Origin of the sequence: Natronorubrum texcoconense, from assembly GCF_900100335.1 — an archaeon.
Classification (GTDB): domain Archaea; phylum Halobacteriota; class Halobacteria; order Halobacteriales; family Natrialbaceae; genus Natronorubrum; species Natronorubrum texcoconense.
Genome location: NZ_FNFE01000002.1, coordinates 266,052 through 282,491, shown reverse-complemented (window position 1 = coordinate 282,491; position 16,440 = coordinate 266,052). Strand labels below are relative to the sequence as shown.

The 16,440-nt window shown below is 64.9% G+C and carries 18 protein-coding genes; 3 read left to right on the top strand and 15 right to left on the bottom strand.

From position 1 onward, the window contains the following. Positions 1-19: 19 nt before the first annotated feature. The gene (locus BLT08_RS07625; protein ID WP_090304587.1) at positions 20-256 is read left to right on the top strand and encodes a DUF6684 family protein; all 237 of its coding nucleotides are present in this window, start codon (positions 20-22) and stop codon (positions 254-256) included. An 85-nt stretch (positions 257-341) separates the two neighbouring features. On the opposite strand, the gene BLT08_RS23580 is transcribed toward BLT08_RS07625, so the two are convergent. Next, on the bottom strand, positions 342-476 hold the full coding sequence (locus BLT08_RS23580; RefSeq protein ID WP_281245258.1) for a hypothetical protein: 135 nt from the start codon (positions 474-476) through the stop codon (positions 342-344). 353 nt (positions 477-829) lie between these two features. On the opposite strand from BLT08_RS23580, the gene BLT08_RS07620 reads away from it, so the two are divergent. Next, positions 830-1,096 (top strand): DUF7520 family protein, encoded by a 267-nt coding sequence (locus tag BLT08_RS07620; protein WP_245724177.1) that lies wholly within the window; start codon positions 830-832, stop codon positions 1,094-1,096. Positions 1,097-1,212: 116 nt separating this feature from the next. Beyond that, entirely contained in the window at positions 1,213-2,142 is a 930-nt protein-coding gene (locus BLT08_RS07615) for a hypothetical protein (RefSeq protein WP_090304585.1), read from the top strand. 138 nt (positions 2,143-2,280) lie between these two features. Here BLT08_RS07615 and BLT08_RS07610 read toward each other — a convergent pair whose 3' ends face one another. From BLT08_RS07610 to BLT08_RS07545, 14 genes are all read right to left on the bottom strand, one after another. Beyond that, on the bottom strand, positions 2,281-3,048 hold the full coding sequence (locus BLT08_RS07610) for an NAD(P)H-binding protein (RefSeq protein ID WP_090304583.1): 768 nt from the start codon (positions 3,046-3,048) through the stop codon (positions 2,281-2,283). A 125-nt stretch (positions 3,049-3,173) separates the two neighbouring features. Beyond that, entirely contained in the window at positions 3,174-3,980 is an 807-nt protein-coding gene (locus BLT08_RS07605) for a CBS pair associated ParBc domain-containing protein (RefSeq protein ID WP_090304581.1), read from the bottom strand. A 119-nt stretch (positions 3,981-4,099) separates the two neighbouring features. After that, on the bottom strand, positions 4,100-5,647 hold the full coding sequence (locus BLT08_RS07600; RefSeq protein WP_090304579.1) for a DHH family phosphoesterase: 1,548 nt from the start codon (positions 5,645-5,647) through the stop codon (positions 4,100-4,102). 127 nt (positions 5,648-5,774) lie between these two features. Further along, positions 5,775-7,313 (bottom strand): NADH-quinone oxidoreductase subunit N, encoded by a 1,539-nt coding sequence (locus BLT08_RS07595; protein ID WP_090304577.1) that lies wholly within the window; start codon positions 7,311-7,313, stop codon positions 5,775-5,777. Next, a complete protein-coding gene (locus BLT08_RS07590) occupies positions 7,313-8,836 on the bottom strand; it encodes a complex I subunit 4 family protein (protein WP_090304573.1) in 1,524 nt (507 codons plus the stop codon). Before BLT08_RS07590 ends, BLT08_RS07595 begins: the two co-directional genes overlap by 1 nt. Next, on the bottom strand, positions 8,836-10,866 hold the full coding sequence (nuoL, locus tag BLT08_RS07585) for an NADH-quinone oxidoreductase subunit L (protein ID WP_090304571.1): 2,031 nt from the start codon (positions 10,864-10,866) through the stop codon (positions 8,836-8,838). The genes BLT08_RS07590 and nuoL overlap by 1 nt, the downstream gene beginning before the upstream one ends. A 1-nt stretch (position 10,867) precedes the next feature. After that, entirely contained in the window at positions 10,868-11,173 is a 306-nt protein-coding gene (nuoK, locus tag BLT08_RS07580) for an NADH-quinone oxidoreductase subunit NuoK (protein ID WP_090304568.1), read from the bottom strand. Continuing rightward, on the bottom strand, positions 11,170-11,664 hold the full coding sequence (locus BLT08_RS07575) for an NADH-quinone oxidoreductase subunit J (RefSeq protein ID WP_090304566.1): 495 nt from the start codon (positions 11,662-11,664) through the stop codon (positions 11,170-11,172). The genes nuoK and BLT08_RS07575 overlap by 4 nt, the downstream gene beginning before the upstream one ends. Next, on the bottom strand, positions 11,661-11,930 hold the full coding sequence (locus BLT08_RS07570; RefSeq protein ID WP_090304563.1) for an NADH-quinone oxidoreductase subunit J: 270 nt from the start codon (positions 11,928-11,930) through the stop codon (positions 11,661-11,663). The genes BLT08_RS07575 and BLT08_RS07570 overlap by 4 nt, the downstream gene beginning before the upstream one ends. 2 nt (positions 11,931-11,932) lie before the next feature. Further along, positions 11,933-12,394 carry a NuoI/complex I 23 kDa subunit family protein gene (locus BLT08_RS07565; protein ID WP_006089400.1) on the bottom strand — a complete coding sequence of 154 codons (462 nt, stop codon included), beginning with the start codon at positions 12,392-12,394 and terminating at the stop codon, positions 11,933-11,935. Beyond that, positions 12,391-13,482: a complex I subunit 1/NuoH family protein gene (locus BLT08_RS07560; RefSeq protein ID WP_090304560.1), complete on the bottom strand. Its 1,092-nt coding sequence runs from the start codon at positions 13,480-13,482 to the stop codon at positions 12,391-12,393. Before BLT08_RS07560 ends, BLT08_RS07565 begins: the two co-directional genes overlap by 4 nt. Positions 13,483-13,484: 2 nt before the next feature. Then, a complete protein-coding gene (locus BLT08_RS07555; protein ID WP_090304559.1) occupies positions 13,485-15,140 on the bottom strand; it encodes an NADH-quinone oxidoreductase subunit D in 1,656 nt (551 codons plus the stop codon). Beyond that, positions 15,137-15,844 (bottom strand): NADH-quinone oxidoreductase subunit B, encoded by a 708-nt coding sequence (locus tag BLT08_RS07550; protein ID WP_006089403.1) that lies wholly within the window; start codon positions 15,842-15,844, stop codon positions 15,137-15,139. Before BLT08_RS07550 ends, BLT08_RS07555 begins: the two co-directional genes overlap by 4 nt. Continuing rightward, positions 15,841-16,254 (bottom strand): NADH-quinone oxidoreductase subunit A, encoded by a 414-nt coding sequence (locus tag BLT08_RS07545; protein WP_090304557.1) that lies wholly within the window; start codon positions 16,252-16,254, stop codon positions 15,841-15,843. Before BLT08_RS07545 ends, BLT08_RS07550 begins: the two co-directional genes overlap by 4 nt. Positions 16,255-16,440 lie beyond the last annotated feature (186 nt).

Genomic DNA, 16,440 nt, shown 5'->3' with positions numbered 1-16,440 from the left:
ACACAGCCCACTCCCACTCATGAGCCGACGCGCATTCGACGCGGAAGTCGCCCTCGACCTGGCAGTGAACCTGATCCCGTTCCTGATCATCCTCTTTTTCGTCGTCCTCTTCGCGGCGTTCAACCCGTGGGGGTTCTCGCTGTTGCAGTCGACGCTCCAGTTCGCTATCCTGCTGCTCACGGCGGGACTGCTCGCGCTCGTCACCCTCATCGCAGCGCGCGCGATCGAGGGCGACGAACAGACGAGGCGCGAGTGACGGCAGCGCAGTCGCGTCGATAGCAGATGGCGAATCGGCGTGCGAACCGAACGCGATCCGCGACCGCGATGCACTCGATTCCGCGTCAGTTGACGATGAGGACGAAGCCGGTCAGTCCCATCAGGAGGGCGATTCCGACGAGGAGCAAGAGGAACAGCTCCTTCTCGGCGAGTCCTCGTCGGCTCCTCGAGTCGTCTGAGTCGGTTGGATCGGAATCCACGAATGCTCTCCGCGAAGCTACGGGGGCGACGATCAAAAAACGGTGTGACGGTCACTCGAACGCCACAGATATCGGGCCCGAGCGCCGTCGGTCGACACTCCCACAGACACGAACCGGGCAGTACCCGGCGGATGGGGGTGGGGGTGGAGTGGGAGTGCGACGGCAGGGGTGGGACACGGTCCGTGCCCGCGAACTGCCGTGTCCCTACGTATACGGACACCGGAAATACCAGTGGCTCCAAACGAATTTGGTATTTCAGCTGGGAAACACGACCGCGCGGCCGCTCGAGTGTCCGCGTTCGGACTCGCGACGAAAACGCAACAGCCTCGGTCCCGCCCGATGAACGGTCACGCGTGACTGACGATCGAGAACTCGGCGGCCGGCGCGTCGTCGTCGGTCTCGTCGCCGCGCTGACCGCCGTCACCGCCGCCTTCGGCGCCCTACTGGGCTTCGTGCTCCCCGCGTGGACCGGGCTCGAGGAGTTCACCGTCCTCGAAATGACCGTTCCCGTCTCGCCGGTGACGTTCGGACTCTACGGCGGCGTGACGATCGGCGTCTTTCTGGTGACGCTGCTGGTGGTCGTCCAGGTGATCTCGCGGTTCGACGAGAACGCGGTGTGAGCGCCGCGAGACGGCGCCCGTTCCCGAACCGTTCGCCGAGCGATGCGAGCGTGGCAACCGCGGCGTCTCCGGTCGGTGTCGCGGGAGTTATCCTTCCCGGACCGCAATCGACCGGTATGTTGTCGACGGACGTGTTCGTCGTCGGGGCCGTCGCGCTGGTCGGACTCGCGATCCTCGGCGTCGGACTCTACATCGCTTCGATCGGTGCGGGCCGGATCCGGACCGCTCGAGCGCTCCGCGAGACCGGTCCGACGGCGCTGTGCGATGTTGCCGGGGAACCCGGACTCGTCGCGTTCGAAGGGACCGTACGCGAGGACGACGACGGGACCCTCGAGGCCCCCGTCACCGGCACGCCGTGTCTGGCGTACACGGTACAGGCTCGGTCTCGGGCGGACGAGACTGGCCGGAGCGATAGCGACGCGGTGGGCGGCGGGACTGGCGCGGCTACCGACACGAACACCGGGGCTGGCACGACTCCCGACGTCGACGCCGGGGCGGTCGAAACGGCCGAAACCGCCGGCACCGACACCGATGACGATCGCTGGTCGTTCGACGGCGGTGCGTCGGCCAGCGTTCCCTTCGCGGTCGAAGACGGCACCGATCGTATCGCGGTCGACCCCACGAACGCCGTCCTCTCGCTGGAGGACTGGGCGACCGAGACCGCGTGGACAGACGGTTCGGGGCTCGAGCGCGACGCGCTAGATCGTCTGCGCGCCGTCGGCTTGTCCGGTGTCGACGACGAGACCGACGAGCGCGGTTCCGCTCGCCGCCAGTACCGCGAACTGCGCCTCGAGGCGGGGGACGACGTCCACGTCTTCGGCGGGACCGTCGTCGACTCGAGTCGTACCGAGCGGGCGTCAGACCGTTCGGTGACCGTTACCGGCGGCGACTGGTTCGAAATCTCGGCCGGCGGACAGCAGACGGTGCTCTCGGATAACCGTCGGTCCGGGTCGCTGTATCTCATCTTCGGCGGGCTGATCGCCGTCCCGGGCGTTGGGTTTACGCTCGCGGGGATCGTCGGCCTGCTCACCACGCTGGTGCTGTAAACGGCCGAAGAACTGTGAGCCACGGTCCAGCGAGGAATCGATCGATATCGAAATCTCGTTCGTGCTCGAGGTGTACACCGTTCGGCTCGACGAGGGGACGATAGCCGTCGGCGACGCGAAAATGGCCTTTTGTGCCCGTCAGCGTTGTGGGCGATCCCGTTCCGTTCGCTCCCGTTCCTCCTCGAGTTGGTCGAACGCCCAGTCGATGTCGACGAGGTTCCGGGGCGGTTCGTTCAGGCCGCGGCGACAGACGACCTCGAGCGTGCGATTCCGTGCGTCGGGCGTAAACGGTGCCGCGGCCATCAGGCGGGCGACGTCGGCCCGCGGGATCGATCCCGACACCGAGTCGCCACCCTCGCCGACGACGGGGTCGTCAGTGGGCGGCGCGTTGGTGAGTTTGCCGGGGCGAATAATCGTGTGTCCCAGCCCCGACCGACGCAGCGCCGCCTCGGCGTCTCGCTTGGCACGGAGCGAGCCCCGAAGCAGAAGTCTCGCGGGGAGCGCCATTCCCGTCTTCGAACTGCCCACGCCGATCGCGCTCTCGTGGACGAAGTAGTCGACGTCAGCCCCCATCGCGGCCGTAATGAGGTTGATAACGCCGGTCCGGTCGACCAGCTTTCCGCCGAGCGTGTGGCGCACGCCCGCCGGCGTGCCGAGCGCGCAGTAAACGACGTCGCACTCTTCGACAGCGGCGACGGCGTCGGCCGACTGGAAGAAGTCGGCGACGATCACCTCGTCCGCGCCGAGTCGCTCGAGCGTATCGACGTTCGCGTACGACTGCGTCGTCGCGCGGACGGTGAGATCGGTCGGCCGGAGCACTGAGAGGAGTTCGTGGCCAGTCTCTCCGCTCGCACCGGCGACGAGAACGCGGTCGGCAGCCGTCAGTCCGGAGGGGGTACCTGCCATCGACCGGGCTACTGTCCGGGGACGGATAACCTTCACCAGTAGACAGCACGCCCGACAGTCGTGTCCGGGGACCCGTCGTATAAGTTACATTCGGCGACAATCTCCGGCCGAAGAACAGGAGTCGGCTACTTTCCAGACTGCAACCGTTTCGTCGTCTCGACGAGCGGGTGGCGGGCGTAGTCGACGACCTCGATGTCGTCGATCCGCTCGAGTTCCTCTTTCTCCGCGGTGGCTGCCATCCCGAGTTCGATCGCCTGATCGACGACGATGACGTAGGCGTCCATCTCGTCGATACCCAGTCGATCCGACGCCATGACGCGGTGGTGGCCGTCGGCGAGCAACAGCGTGCCGCCGTTGTCGATGACCACCAGCGGCTCGGCCAGCCCGTGTTCGAGTTCGTACCGTCGTCCCTCGAGTTCGTCGGCGTAGACCCGGCCCTGCGTCGGCGTGAGCGCCGCGAGCGAGACCGTTCGTCGTTCCTGCTCGAGTTCGGTGTCGTGGATCTGCTCGAGCGTTCGCATCAGTTTCCCCACCTTCTCGGGCGTGGCGCGCTCGATCTGACTGCGGATGACGTCGGCGTTCGAGATGATCCCCACGAGGTTCCCGGCGTCGTCGACGACGGGAAGCTTCTGGATCCCCGACCGGAGGATGACGCGCGCGGCGTCGGTCACTTTCATGTCGGGGTGGGCGACCAGCAGGTCCGTCGTCATCACCTTGAAAATCGGCTCGCCGTCGTCGGCCAGCAACAGGTCGCGGGCGCTGACGAACCCTTCCACCCGTCGCCGTTCGCAGACTGGAAAGCCGCTGTGCTCGTCGCTCTCGGCGATCCGTGCCGCGACGTCGCCGACGGTCTCGTCGGGGGCGACCGTTACCACGTCGCGCGTCATGTACTCGTGGACCTGGGGTTTGCTTCTGTCCGACGCGACCTCCATACGTCATTCGAGGGACTCCGCGCGCAAAAGCGTGTCCTCCCGTCGGTGACTGCCGACACTGACCGCTCGGTCCTGGATCGCTCCGACTTTCGCCGGTCGTCTCCCTCTCGCCAGTCGCGTTACGCCGATTCCCCGCCTTCCAGTTCACCCTCGTCCTCGGACTGTGTCGGCTCGCTCACTCCGTCCTCGTCGACCGAAAACAGCCACTCGCTGGTCTGGGTGTAGGCCCCGACGGAGACTCCCGGTCGGCTTTCGATCGCTTCGAAAAACCGATTCGTGATCACCTCCTCGACGACGCTGACGATCGACTCGACCTCGTCTTCGTCGTCGGCGCTCCCCAGAATGCCGATCTCGAGTTGGGCACCGGCCATGTCGGCGTGGCCGCCGGCGCTCCCGATCCGATCGAACGCGTCCCGGAGCGTCTCGCCGAGGTCGACGTCGCTCGCCCGCGATCGAGCGGAGAGAAACACCATCTCGTCTCTGAATCCGAAGACGAGCGTCGTCTCGACGCCTTCGATCGACAGTAATTGGTCCGCCGCCTGTGGCAAGGCGTCGCGGTTGGCGAGTTGGCCGACACTGGCGACAGCGACAGAGTCGCGCTGGATCCGGTTCTTGATCGCTCGAGCGATCGTATCCAGGGTCTCCCCTTCGACCGTCGGCTGCTCGATCTGGCGCAGGACGGACGTCTCGACGTGGGGCCACAGGATCGACGCCGCCTCGAAATCGGCCGGCGAGACCTCCCGCGTAAAGTCGTTCGTGTCGATTCGGATGCCGTAGAGCAATGCCGTGGCGGTCGCCCGTCGGGGCTCGAGACCGAACCGATCGAGGTAGTCGGTCATGACGGTGCTGGTCGCGCCGGCGTGTTCGCGCAGGTCGACGAACTCGCCGGGGACGGGACCGCGGGGCGGGTGGTGGTCGATGACGATGTCGACGTGGAGGTCCTCGGGGAGTTGGTCGTTGACTCCGGGCCGAGAGTGGTCGACCAGTGCGAACGCGTCGTACTCCTCGAGCGAGTCCTCGTGCGAAAGGTTCCGAAGGTCGAGCTCGAGCAAGTTGACCATCGCGCGATTCTCCTGGTGGGAGATGTCTCCGAAGTAACAGGCGTCGGCGTCGACGCCGACCTCCGCGGCGATATCGACCAGCGCGACGGCGCTCGCGATCGCGTCCGGATCCGGGTTGTCGTGCATGACGACGGCCAGCCGGCCGTCGATCGTCGAGAGCTGTTTTCGGAGGCCGATCGCCGCACCGGCAGAGGGTCGCGCGACGCCGTCGATAATGTGATCGACCATTGCACGTTTTGCGTCGACGACGTGGTCCGCGAACCTCTCGAACTGCGTTCGATCCGACGACGCCACGTTCCCGCCCAGATAGGCCACGATCGACGCCGTCGGAAACCGCTCGCGCGCTCGCTCGAGGGCGGCCCGATTAACGTCAGTGCGGTCGCTGGCGACGAATATCACGTCGGGCTGTTCGATGTTCGCGATCACCGCCGGATCGGTCGGGTCGGCACACCAGGCCGGAATGCTCTCGTCGCGAAGCGTCTCGACGACGCTCTCGTCCTCGGTGACGACGAGCAGTCGGTCGCGGGCGTCACCGGTGCGCTCGGGTATCTGTTCGACCACCTGGCGGCCCACCGTTCCGCACCCGAGCACGAGCCGGAAAACCATACGTGCCGGTTTGCAACCCCGTGCGGGAAAAGCTACCGGGTCGGCGCTCGGCGACTGCAAGAAGTCAGTTTCGACGCAACCGCGAATCGTCCGTTGTCGCGCTATCAGATCGGTACGGCAGGCCGCCTCAGCCGAGGGCGGCCACCGCGGCGTCGAGCGCCGCGTCGACGACCGGCCCGAAGCCGGGGAGGATGAGGACCGTCATCACGGCGGCGACGACGATCGCCGCGTAGAGCCCGGTCGGCCGGGCGAGTCGGTCGCGGGTAGTCGCGGGCTCTTCGATCCAGAGCGCCTTGACCAGCCGCGAGTAGTAGTACAGCGAGAGCGCGCTGTTGACGACGAGCGCGGCGGCCACCGCGAGCATCGCCGTGTTGGCGGCCGAGGCCTCGAGCGCCCCCATGAACAGGAAGAACTTACTGAAGAAGCCGCCGAAGGGCGGGATCCCAGCGAGACTGAACATGAAGACGGCCATCGCGGCGCAGGCGATCGGCGCCTGCCTCGAGAGCCCGTTGTAGTCCTCGAAGGTGCGACCGACGCCCCAGTGTTCGGCCAGGGCGACGAACAGGAACGCCCCCGTGTTCATGAAGCCGTAGACGAGCAGGTGCATCATCGCCGCACCCATGACGAGTTCGCCGCCGTCGGCGGAGAGGCCGGCGACTCCGATCAGCGCGTAGCCGGCGTGGCCGATCGAGGAGTACGCGAGCATCCGCTTGACGTTGTTCTGGGTCGCCGCGGCGAAGTTCCCGACCGTCATGGTGACGATCGCGAGGATGATGAACGCGACCGTCCAGTCGAAGCCGATCAGGGCGTTCATCTGGTCGCCGAGCGGGAAGGCTTCCGTGAAGACGCGGAAGAGGATGACGAAGCCGGCGGCCTTCGAAGCCGACGAGAGGAACCCGCTAATCGGTGCGGGCGCGCCCTCGTAGGCGTCCGGCGCCCAGAAGTGGAAGGGGACGCTGGCCGTCTTGAACGCGAAGCCGCCGATCAGCATGAGGATGCCGAGCCCGAGCAGGCCGCCGTAGGGGTCGGCATCGCCCGCGGCGATAACCTCGGCGATGTTGTCCAGTTGCAGGTGGCCGGTGGCGCCGTAGACCAGCGAGATTCCGTAGAGGAAGATCGCCGACGACAGCGCGCCGATCAGGAAGTACTTCAGTCCCGCTTCGACGCTGCCGCGATTGTCCTTCAGGATCGCCACGAGCGCGTACGAGGGAAGACTCGCTAGCTCGAGGGCGATGAAGATCGTTACGAGGCTGTTAGCGGCGGCCATCATCGACATGCCGGTCGCCGCGAGGACGACCAGCGAGTAGTACTCGGCCTGGTAGGCGTGACCGACCAGATAGTCGTAGCTGGCCACCACGATCAGGGCCGTGACGATGGCCACGATGATCATGAAGTACAGCGCCATCTGATCGACGACGAACTGATCGCTGAGAACCGTGATCTCGCCGAGTCCGCCGTCGACCGTCGGCGTGCCGACGCCGGCGACGATGAACCAGACCGCGACGGCAAGCGACGCGAGCGCGCCGCCGGCCGCGGTGCCCGCGAGTAGCGAGCGGTTGGTCGAGTGCGGCGAGATGCTGTCGAAGACGAACAGCGCGAGCGCCGTCCCCGCCAGGATCAACGCCGGCGCCATCGCGGTCCACTCCGCGAGTTGGAACACCGCCATCACAGGTCACCTCCGCTCAGGATCGGATCGACTGCGTCGGTTATCATCTGGAAGATCAGGTCGGGAGCTACGCCCAGGGCGATGATGAGCCCGAGCAGCACGAACATCGGCGCGATGTCGTGCAGCGGGGCGCGGCTCACCTCGTAGTCGGTCTCGAGTTCGTACGGTCCGAAGACGGCACGCTGGAGCGCGAAGAGCAGGTAGCCGGCGACGATGACGATGCCGAACATCGCCAGCGACGTGAACAGTGGGGCGTACGGGAAGTCGGCCCCGAACGCGCCGAAGAAGATGAAGTACTCCGCGGCGAAGCCGGACATCAGCGGCAGCCCCATGTAGCCGAAGGCGCCGGCGACGAGGATGCCGACGGCGACGGGCATTCGGTCGGCCATCCCGGACATGTCGGTGACGAGCCGGGTGTGGGTGGCGTTGTAGATGACGCCGACGGCCATGAACATCAGCCCCGAGATGAGGCCGTGGCTGACCATCTGGAACGTCGCGCCGCCGACTCCGAACTGGGTGTAGGCGACGAGTCCGAGGATCACGTAGCCCATCGAGGACACCGAGGAGTAGGCGACGATCCGTTTCAGGTCGGTCTGTGCCAGCGCCAGCATCGCGCCGTAGATCACGCTGATGACGGCGATGGCGGCGATCGGCACGGCGTACGCCTCGACCTGGTCGGGGAACATCGTGAAGTTGAACCGGAGCAGCGCGTACGTTCCCATCTTCAGCAGGACGCCCGCTAACAGCACGGAGGCGGGCGTCGGCGCCTGCACGTGAGCGTCAGGCAGCCACGTGTGGAACGGGACGACCGGGACTTTCACCGCAAAGCCGAGGAACATCGCGATGAAGACGACCGACGCGAGGGTGGTTCCCTCGAGGCCGAACAGTCCCTCGGGACCGCCGTTGAGCATCGCGTTCGCGATCTCCGGCAGCGCGAAGCTCGTCACGCCGTCGCCGAGGCCGAAGATCAGCGCGATGAACGCACCGAACATCACGAGCGACGCCACGTTCGTGTAGACGAAGAACTTGATCGCGGCGTACTTCCGGCGCGGGCCGCCCCAGATACCGATCAGCAGGTACATCGGGATCAGCACGGCCTCCCAGAAGATGAACCAGAGGAAGAAATCCAGCGCGGTGAAGACGCCGATCAGGTTGGCCTCGATAAAGAGGATGAGCCCGTAAAACTGGGACTCGCGGTCGTCGATCGGCGTCCACGAACTCATGATCGCCAGCGACGTCAGGATCGTCGTCAGCACGACGAGCGGCAGGCTGATGCCGTCGACGCCGACGAACCACGAGATCGAGTACTCGCCCAGCTGGATCCACTCGAGGTGGGACTCGAAGGCGAGCGTGCCGTCGAGTAAGGCGTTACCGCTGCCGTCGAACGCCGTGAACATCCAGATGCTGAGCGCGGCCGGCACCAGGCTGATGGCGAACGCCAGCTTGCCCGCGATGCGGTTCGGCGCCATAAACGTGACGAGCGCGCCGATCAGTGCGACAGCGATTAGTGCTTCGATCATCATCAGAACCACCCTCCGTAGACGCCGAGGAAGACCAGTAAGGCGATGAACCCGGCGACGATCAGCGCCGCGTAGTTCGTCACGATACCGGTTTGCAGTCGTTTCACCCAGCTACTGCCGAAGAGGCTGGCGGTCGAGATGCCGTTGACCGAGCCGTCGATGACGGTCTGGTCGAAGCGGTCGGCCGCTCGAGAGAGCGGCAGCGTGAAGCCGCGTGCGAGCCAGACCTGGTACTCGTCCTGGTAGTAGTTGTTCTCGATCGTCCGGCGGGCGCTGCCCAGCCGTTCTTTGTGGGCGACGGGTTCCGGAACGTTGTACAGCTTCCAGGCGAGTCCGGCTCCGGAGAACGCGAGCAGGAGCGAGAGTCCGGCCGCGACCAGGATCGTCAGCTGTTCGGAGCCGATGACGCCGGTCTCGTAGGCCAACAGCTCGCCGTAGGCGCTGTAGGTCAGCCCCTCGACGGCACCGTACTCGCCGTCGAGCCAGTGCTCGAGGAAGACGATGTCAACGCCCAGAATCTTCGCGACGGGAGCGAGGTTCGCGACGCCGGCGACTAACGCGAGGACGCCCAGCGTGAGCAGCGGGACCTTGACGGCCCAGCCGACCGGGTGTGGGTCCTCGGCGGCCTCCGAACGCGGCTCGCCGTGGAAGGTCAGGAAGACCATCCGGAAGGTGTAGAAGCCGGTGAAGAAGACGGCGACGAGCCCCATCGCGTACGCCGCCATGATCACCGGTTCGTTCAGGCCGACGATGAGCGCGTCGTAGAGGATCTCGTCTTTGGACCAGAAGCCCGAGAACGGGATGATCCCGGCGAGTGCGAGCGCGCCCGCGAGGAACGTGTAGTAGGTAACCGGGGCTTTCTCCTTCAGGCCGCCCATCTTCCACATGTCCTGTTCGTGGTGCATGAGGATGATGACGGCACCGGCACCCAGGAACAGCAGCGCCTTGAAGAAGGCGTGGTTCATGAGGTGGAAGACCCCGGCGACGTAGCCGCCGACGCCGAGTCCGAGCATCATGTAACCGTACTGGCTGATCGTCGAGTACGCCAGCACCTGCTTGATGTCGTCTTTGACGACGCCCATCGTGGCCGCGAAGAGCGCGGTGAAACCGCCCACGAAGGCGATGATCGCCAGCGCGGTCGGGCTGAGCGCGTAGTAGCCGAACATCCGCGCGACGAGGTAGACGCCGGCCGCGACCATCGTCGCCGCGTGAATGAGCGCGGAGACGGTCGTCGGGCCTTCCATGGCGTCGGGCAGCCAGGTGTGGAACGGGAACTGGGCGGACTTGCCCAGCACGCCGCCCAGCACGAGCAGTCCGGTGATCGTCACCCAGGTCTGGGCGTCGAAGCCGAACAGCGTGTCGCCGTCGGCGATCGCGGTCTCGGCGGCCGCGACGAACGAGTCGTCGCCCGCGAAGGCGACCGTGCCGAAGGTTGCGGCGATGGCGACGACCCCGATCAGGAAGAAGTAGTCACCGAATCGGGTGACCAGGAACGCCTTCTTCGCGGCCGAGGGCGCGGATCGCGTTCGGAACCAGAAGCCGATCAGCAGGTACGAACAGAGACCCACCAGTTCGAAGAACATGAACGCCATCAGCAGGTTGTCCGCGTAGACGAACGCGAGCATGCTGAACGTAAAGAGGCCGAGTCCGGCGTAGTACCGCGGGAGACCGGTCTCGCCCTCGGCGTTCATGTAGCCGAGACTGAAAATGTGCACGAGGAACGCGACGAGCGAGACGATGACCAGCATGAGCGCCGAGAGCGGGTCGATCAGGATGCCGAACGTGAATTCGATCCCGTCGCCGACCTCGCCCGCGGCCTCGCCGGCCGTCCACTCGTAGAGCGTCTCGTGATACACTTCGCCGCTCGCGACCGCCGCAAGCATCCACAGCGAGAACAGCAGGGAGCCTGCCGTCGCCGCGATGCCCGCGATCGCGCCCTTCCTCGGCATCCACTTGCCGAAGGTGAGCGCGACCACGAAGGCCGCGAGCGGGAACGCCGCTATCGCCGGCGCGTAGGAGAATGCACCTTCCATCTTACCACCTCATCGTCGTCGGAACCGTGACGTCGACGTCACGGAAGTTGCGGTACAGCACCAGGATGATCCCGAGACCGACGGCGACCTCGGCGGCGGCGAGCGCCATCGCGAACAGCGCGAAGACCTGCCCCGTGAGGTTGCCGTGATAGAACGCAAAGGCGATCAGGTTGATGTTCGCCGCGTTCAACATCAGTTCGACGGACATCAGGAACATCAGTGCGTTACGACGCGTCAACACGCCGAACAGCCCGATCGAGAACAGCGCCATCGACAGGAGAACGTAGTACTCGACGCCGACCGTCATCGGTCGTCACCTCCCGTCGACTCCGCGTCGGCGTCGGTCGTCCCGTCCTCGGAACTCGCGCTTTCGGCGGCGGACCCGCCGTCCGTCGCCGTCGGCCCGACCGGACCGAAGCCGCTCGAGTCGCCGGAACCGGTGCCGGGTGCGGCGTCGCTTGGGCCCGTACTCCCGAGCGCCGACACCGGCTCGCCGTCTTCCTCGCGTTTTGCGAGGACGAGCGAGGCGTCGAGCGCCGCGTCGAGCGTGAGCGCGATCAGCAGGAACGCGGCGAGGAACGGCTCGGTTCCCGTCACGCCGTCGGACTCCTGGAGCGTCGCGAAATCGAACATCGCGTAGCCGATCGCGGCGGTGATCGACTCCGCCTCGAAGCCGCCGTCGGCCATCGGCTGGAACGACGTATTGAGGACGATCAGCGCCATCAGCCCGAAGAGGGCGACGGCGAGCAGCCCCGGAGCGAGCGTCCTTCCGAGTCGAAGTTTCGGTCCGGTCGTCATGCCTGTACCACCTCGTCGGACGCCTCGTCGTCACGCTGGGTGAGCATCACGGCGAACGTGATGAGCACCAACACCCCGCCGACGTAGACGAGGACCTGCATCATGGCGACGAACTCGGCCGCCAACATCACGAAGTGTACCGCGATACTCGTCAGCGCCACGCCGAGCATGAGCGCCGAGTGCCACGGATCCTTCAGCAGGACCACAGCCAGCGCGCTGGCGAGCGTCACGAACGCAAACGCCGCAAACGCAATCGTTTCCAACATTGTTACTGGTAATCGACGTCCCCCTCCCCCTCGCCGATCCACGCGCTCCGGTCGGGTTCGCGTGACTCGAGCGGGTCGATATCCTTGTACCACGGTACGGCTTTCAGCTGCTCTTTGTTGTAGACGAAGTCGTGTTTCGTATCCGCCGTGAACTCGAAGTTCTGGGTGAGCAGGATGGCGTCGACCGGACAGACCTCCTCACAGAGCCGGCAGTAGATACACTGGCCGATGTGGAGGTTGTACTGTTCGCCGTTGCGCTGGTCGTCCATCACGATCTGAATCGTGTCGTTCGGACAGACGTTTTCACACTGGCGACACCAGATACAGCGCTCCTGGCTGAACTTGTGGACGCCCCTGAACCGCGGGGAGACGTCCGGAGCTGTCTCGGGATACTCGACCGTGAAGGTCGAGCCGTCCAGTGCGTGCTTCATCGTCGTCGCCATCGATTTGAGTAACCCGATCATGCTATCAGCCCCACAATTACCGCAGTGAGTACGAGATTCGCAAAGGAGAGGACGAGCAGTCCCTTCCAGCCGATCTCGATCAGTTGGTCGATCCTGACTCGAGGCACCGCCGATCGGAGCCACTGAGTCAGCAGGAACACCGCCCAGATCTTGATGAGGAACCAGACGATGCCGAGCTCGGCCGGGCCCGGCCCCGCCGGACCGCCGAGGAAGATCGTCGCGATGATCGCCCCGCCGAGGAAGATGTGGAGGAACTCCCCGAGGTAGATCAGGACGAAGTAGACCGAGGAGTACTCGGTCTGGTAGCCGGCGACGATCTCTGTCGGCGCTTCGGGCGTGTCGAAGGGATTCCGACCGACTTCCGCGAAGTTCGCCACCAGGAAGAGGACGAACGCGAACGGGTTGACGAGCGCGTACCACGCCGGAATCGAGACGATGCCGAGATCGAACGTTGCCGCCTGCGCCTCGACGATCGTACTCATCTGCAGGGAGCCGGCGAAGATGACGACCGACATCCCGGTGACGACCAGCGGGATCTCGTAGGCGACGTTCTGTGCCACCGCTCGCAGGCCGCCGAGCATCGAGTACTTGTTCGACGACGCGTAGCCGGCCATCACCAGACCGATGCTCGCGATGCCGGCCACCGCGAAGACGTACGCCAGCCCGACTTCGGGGTCGGCGAGGTGGATCCCGCTTCCCATCGGGATGACGGCGAAGCCGAGCAGCGCCGACGAGGCGATGACGATCGGCGCGAGGTCGTAGGCCGGTCGATCGGCATTCTCGGGGATAATCAGCTCCTTCGAGAGCAGCCGCACGGAGTCGGCGACGATGATCAGGATGCCGGCCGGTCCCAGTCGGTTAACCGCGATACGGTCGGTGAACGCCGCGGTGATCTTCCGTTTCGCCCACGGGCCGGCGACGCCGGTCATCGCCAGCATCAAGTTTCCGATGAGGAAGGCCGCCAGAAAGATGGCGAGCAGTTCGCCACCGGTTCCGTACGCGTCGAGCCCCGTCAGATCCCCGATCCGTTCGGGGAGCAGGATGGTGTCGTCGTTCTGGAGCGGCGTCCGTGTGATTGCGCCGACCATAGTTACCGATCCACCTCCCCGAGAACGATGTCGAGACTGCCGAGCGAAGCGATCAGATCGGGGATGTACTCCCCTTGGGTCATCTCGCCGAGCGCCGAGAGGTTGTGGTAACACGGGCTGCGGATCTTGAACCGACCCGGTTTGTCCGTTCCGTCGGATCGGATGTAGATGCCGAGTTCGCCCTTCGCACCCTCGACCGCGCGGTAGACCTCCGTATCCGCGTCCGGCTTCAGCGTCCGCGGGACGTTGGCCTGGATCTCACGTTCGTCCTCGGGCCAGTCCTCGAGTAAGTCGAGACACTGCTCGATGATCTTCGCGGACTCCTCGACCTCCCGCATCCGACAGAGGACGCGGCTGTAATTGTCACAGCCGTCGTCGGTGATGACGTCCCAGTCGAGTTCGGAGTAGTAGCCGTAGGGGTCGTCGCGTCGAATGTCGTAGTCGACGCCCGACCCGCGGGCGACGGGTCCGGTACAGCCGTAGTCCTTGGCGACCTCGGGTTCCAGAACTCCGGTGTCGATACACCGGACCTGGAAGATCTCGTTCGAGGTGACCATGTCGTTGTACTCGTCGACCTTCGCCGGGAGTTCGTCGAGGAAGTCCCGCGTCTTTGCGATGAACTCCTCGCGGGGTTCGGGCAGGTCCCAGGCGACCCCGCCGAGGCGGAAGTAGTTGAACATCAGCCGCTGGCCGGTGAGATCCTCGAGAATGTCCTGGACGACCTCGCGGTCGCGGAACGCGTACTGGAAGACGGCGGTGAAGTCGCCGTAGACGTCCAGGCAGAAGGTTCCGAGCGCGAGCATGTGGGAGGCGATCCGACAGAGTTCGGCGCCCATCGTCCGGATGATCTGAGCGTACTCGGGGACCTCGATGTCGGCCAGGTCCTCGGCCGCGCGGGCGTACGCCCACTCGTTCAACAGCCCGGCCGAGACGTAGTCCCAGCGGTCGGGGTAGGGCATGATCTGGTGACGGTAGGTGCCCTGCTGGCACATCTGCTCCTCACAGCGGTGCAGGTAGCCGACGTCGGGATCGACGTCGACGACCGTCTCGCCGTCCAGCACGGTTTTAACGTGGAGCACGCCGTGGGTCGCCGGGTGATGTGGACCGATGTTCAAGAACATCGTGTCCGACTCGGCGTCGTGGTGGTCCGGCTGAATCGGGTTGGCGTGTTCGGACAGGGTGACGAGCTGTGGCTTCTCCTGGTCGTAATCCAGCGAGAGCGGGTGGCCCTGCCAGGTTTCAGGTAGGAGGATCCGTCGCGGATCGGGGTGACCTTCGTAGTCGATCCCGACGAGGTCGAACGCCTCGCGCTCGTGCCAGTCCGCCGTCCGAAACACCGGCGCGGCGGACTCGCTGACGGGGTCGTCGGTCGTCGTCGGCACGACGATCGAGACCTCCTGGGTCGGATCGGCGTACTTCTTCATGTGGTAGATCGACTCGTACCGATCCTCGTACTGCTGTGCGGTGAGACAGGAGAGATGATCGAACCCCGCCTCGTCGCGCAGATCCGAGAGGACGTCCTGGACGTCGTCCGGTCGGATGACGAACCCCGGCGCGTTCAGGTGGTCGTCGCGTGCGAGCGCGCGATCACCCAACAGCGCCTCGAGGTCGTCCTCGGTGGTCTCCACCGGTCGCGTTCGCTCGAGTCCCGAACTCATGGTGAATCAGCCCAGTTGTAGCGCATGACGAGATCGTCCTCGTCGATCTCGCTCGCGAGTTTCTGGACGAGTTCGTCCTTCTCCAAGTCGCCGAACTGCTCGAGTTCGTAGGGTTTGACGACGACGGGCGAGGACTCGCCGTTTCGAATTCGTTCTTGGAGTTTGGCGACGCCGTAGACCAGCGCCTCCGGTCGCGGCGGGCAGCCGGGAACGTGGATGTCGATCGGAATAATCTCCTCGGCGCCCTTGACGACGTTGTACCCTTCCTGAAACGGACCGCCGGAGATCGTACACGATCCCATCCCGACGACGAACTTGGGTTCGGGCATCTGATCGTAGACGCGCTTCATGCGGGGGCCGAACTTCGAGACGATCGTTCCGGGAACGATCATCACGTCGGCTTGTCGCGGCGAAGCGCGCGGAACCCCGGCACCGAAGCGATCGAGGTCGTGTTTGATCGCGTACGTGTGAATCATCTCGATGCTGCAACAGGCGATTCCGAACTGCAGCATGAACATCGAGTTCCCCCGCACCCAGTTCATGAACTTGTCGAACTTCGTGAGGATGAACGGCGTCGAACCGAACGCCTCCCGCAGTTTGGAGTTGAACCGGTCGTCGGGACCCTCGCCGATCCGCGAGTCGCGGGTGTCCGTCGACGGTGCGGTGCTGTCGTAGATCGATTGCCGTGGATTGTCACTACTCATTGTCGGTCAGTGTCGGACGCTGCTTGCGTTCGTGTCTGTGCCCATTGTACTGCACCAGTGCGCCACGCCCACGCGAGTCCAATCATGAGGATGGCGACGAACAGCAACATTGGACCGAGCGCCTCGAGAAGCCCGTACTCCGGCGAGGCCAGCGCATCCTGATAGACGACCGCCCACGGAAACAGGAGGACGGTCTCGATATCGAAGACCACGAACAGAAGCGCGACCATGTAGTACTGAATGTTAAAGCGGATACGCGTTCCGCCGGTCGGGATCTCGCCACTCTCGTAGGTGGCACGTTTACTCGTTTCGGGAACCGACGGTCGAATGAGGTAGGACACCACCATCATACCGAGTGGTATCGACAACCCCACGAGCGCCAGCATCCCGATAGCGATCCAGTCGTTCATCTCCGTAACGTTCGGAGATTCATACCCCACGCATATAAGGGTTGATTGTTCGTTTTTCGGCCGCAGACGGGCCATACCGGCGACTTCCGCCGTATCGAACCTTCTCGAATAATCACTGTAAACTACATATGTACATTTCGTGATTGAACGAATCGGTATCCCAGGATTACTCGATAGAGGAAACCG

Coding starts and splice junctions, on each gene's coding strand:
- BLT08_RS07545 (WP_090304557.1), bottom strand. CDS start 16,254: ATGAACGACTGGATCGCTATCGGGATGCTGGCGCTCGTGGGGTTGTCG.
- BLT08_RS07575 (WP_090304566.1), bottom strand. CDS start 11,664: ATGACGACCGGACCGAAACTTCGACTCGGAAGGACGCTCGCTCCGGGG.
- BLT08_RS07605 (WP_090304581.1), bottom strand. CDS start 3,980: ATGGAGGTCGCGTCGGACAGAAGCAAACCCCAGGTCCACGAGTACATG.
- nuoK (WP_090304568.1), bottom strand. CDS start 11,173: ATGACGGTCGGCGTCGAGTACTACGTTCTCCTGTCGATGGCGCTGTTC.
- BLT08_RS07570 (WP_090304563.1), bottom strand. CDS start 11,930: ATGTTGGAAACGATTGCGTTTGCGGCGTTTGCGTTCGTGACGCTCGCC.
- BLT08_RS07595 (WP_090304577.1), bottom strand. CDS start 7,313: ATGGCGGTGTTCCAACTCGCGGAGTGGACCGCGATGGCGCCGGCGTTG.
- BLT08_RS07550 (WP_006089403.1), bottom strand. CDS start 15,844: ATGAGTAGTGACAATCCACGGCAATCGATCTACGACAGCACCGCACCG.
- nuoL (WP_090304571.1), bottom strand. CDS start 10,866: ATGGAAGGTGCATTCTCCTACGCGCCGGCGATAGCGGCGTTCCCGCTC.
- BLT08_RS07615 (WP_090304585.1), top strand. CDS start 1,213: ATGTTGTCGACGGACGTGTTCGTCGTCGGGGCCGTCGCGCTGGTCGGA.
- BLT08_RS07555 (WP_090304559.1), bottom strand. CDS start 15,140: ATGAGTTCGGGACTCGAGCGAACGCGACCGGTGGAGACCACCGAGGAC.
- BLT08_RS07565 (WP_006089400.1), bottom strand. CDS start 12,394: ATGATCGGGTTACTCAAATCGATGGCGACGACGATGAAGCACGCACTG.
- BLT08_RS07590 (WP_090304573.1), bottom strand. CDS start 8,836: ATGATGATCGAAGCACTAATCGCTGTCGCACTGATCGGCGCGCTCGTC.
- BLT08_RS07560 (WP_090304560.1), bottom strand. CDS start 13,482: ATGGTCGGCGCAATCACACGGACGCCGCTCCAGAACGACGACACCATC.
- BLT08_RS07600 (WP_090304579.1), bottom strand. CDS start 5,647: ATGGTTTTCCGGCTCGTGCTCGGGTGCGGAACGGTGGGCCGCCAGGTG.
- BLT08_RS07610 (WP_090304583.1), bottom strand. CDS start 3,048: ATGGCAGGTACCCCCTCCGGACTGACGGCTGCCGACCGCGTTCTCGTC.
- BLT08_RS07625 (WP_090304587.1), top strand. CDS start 20: ATGAGCCGACGCGCATTCGACGCGGAAGTCGCCCTCGACCTGGCAGTG.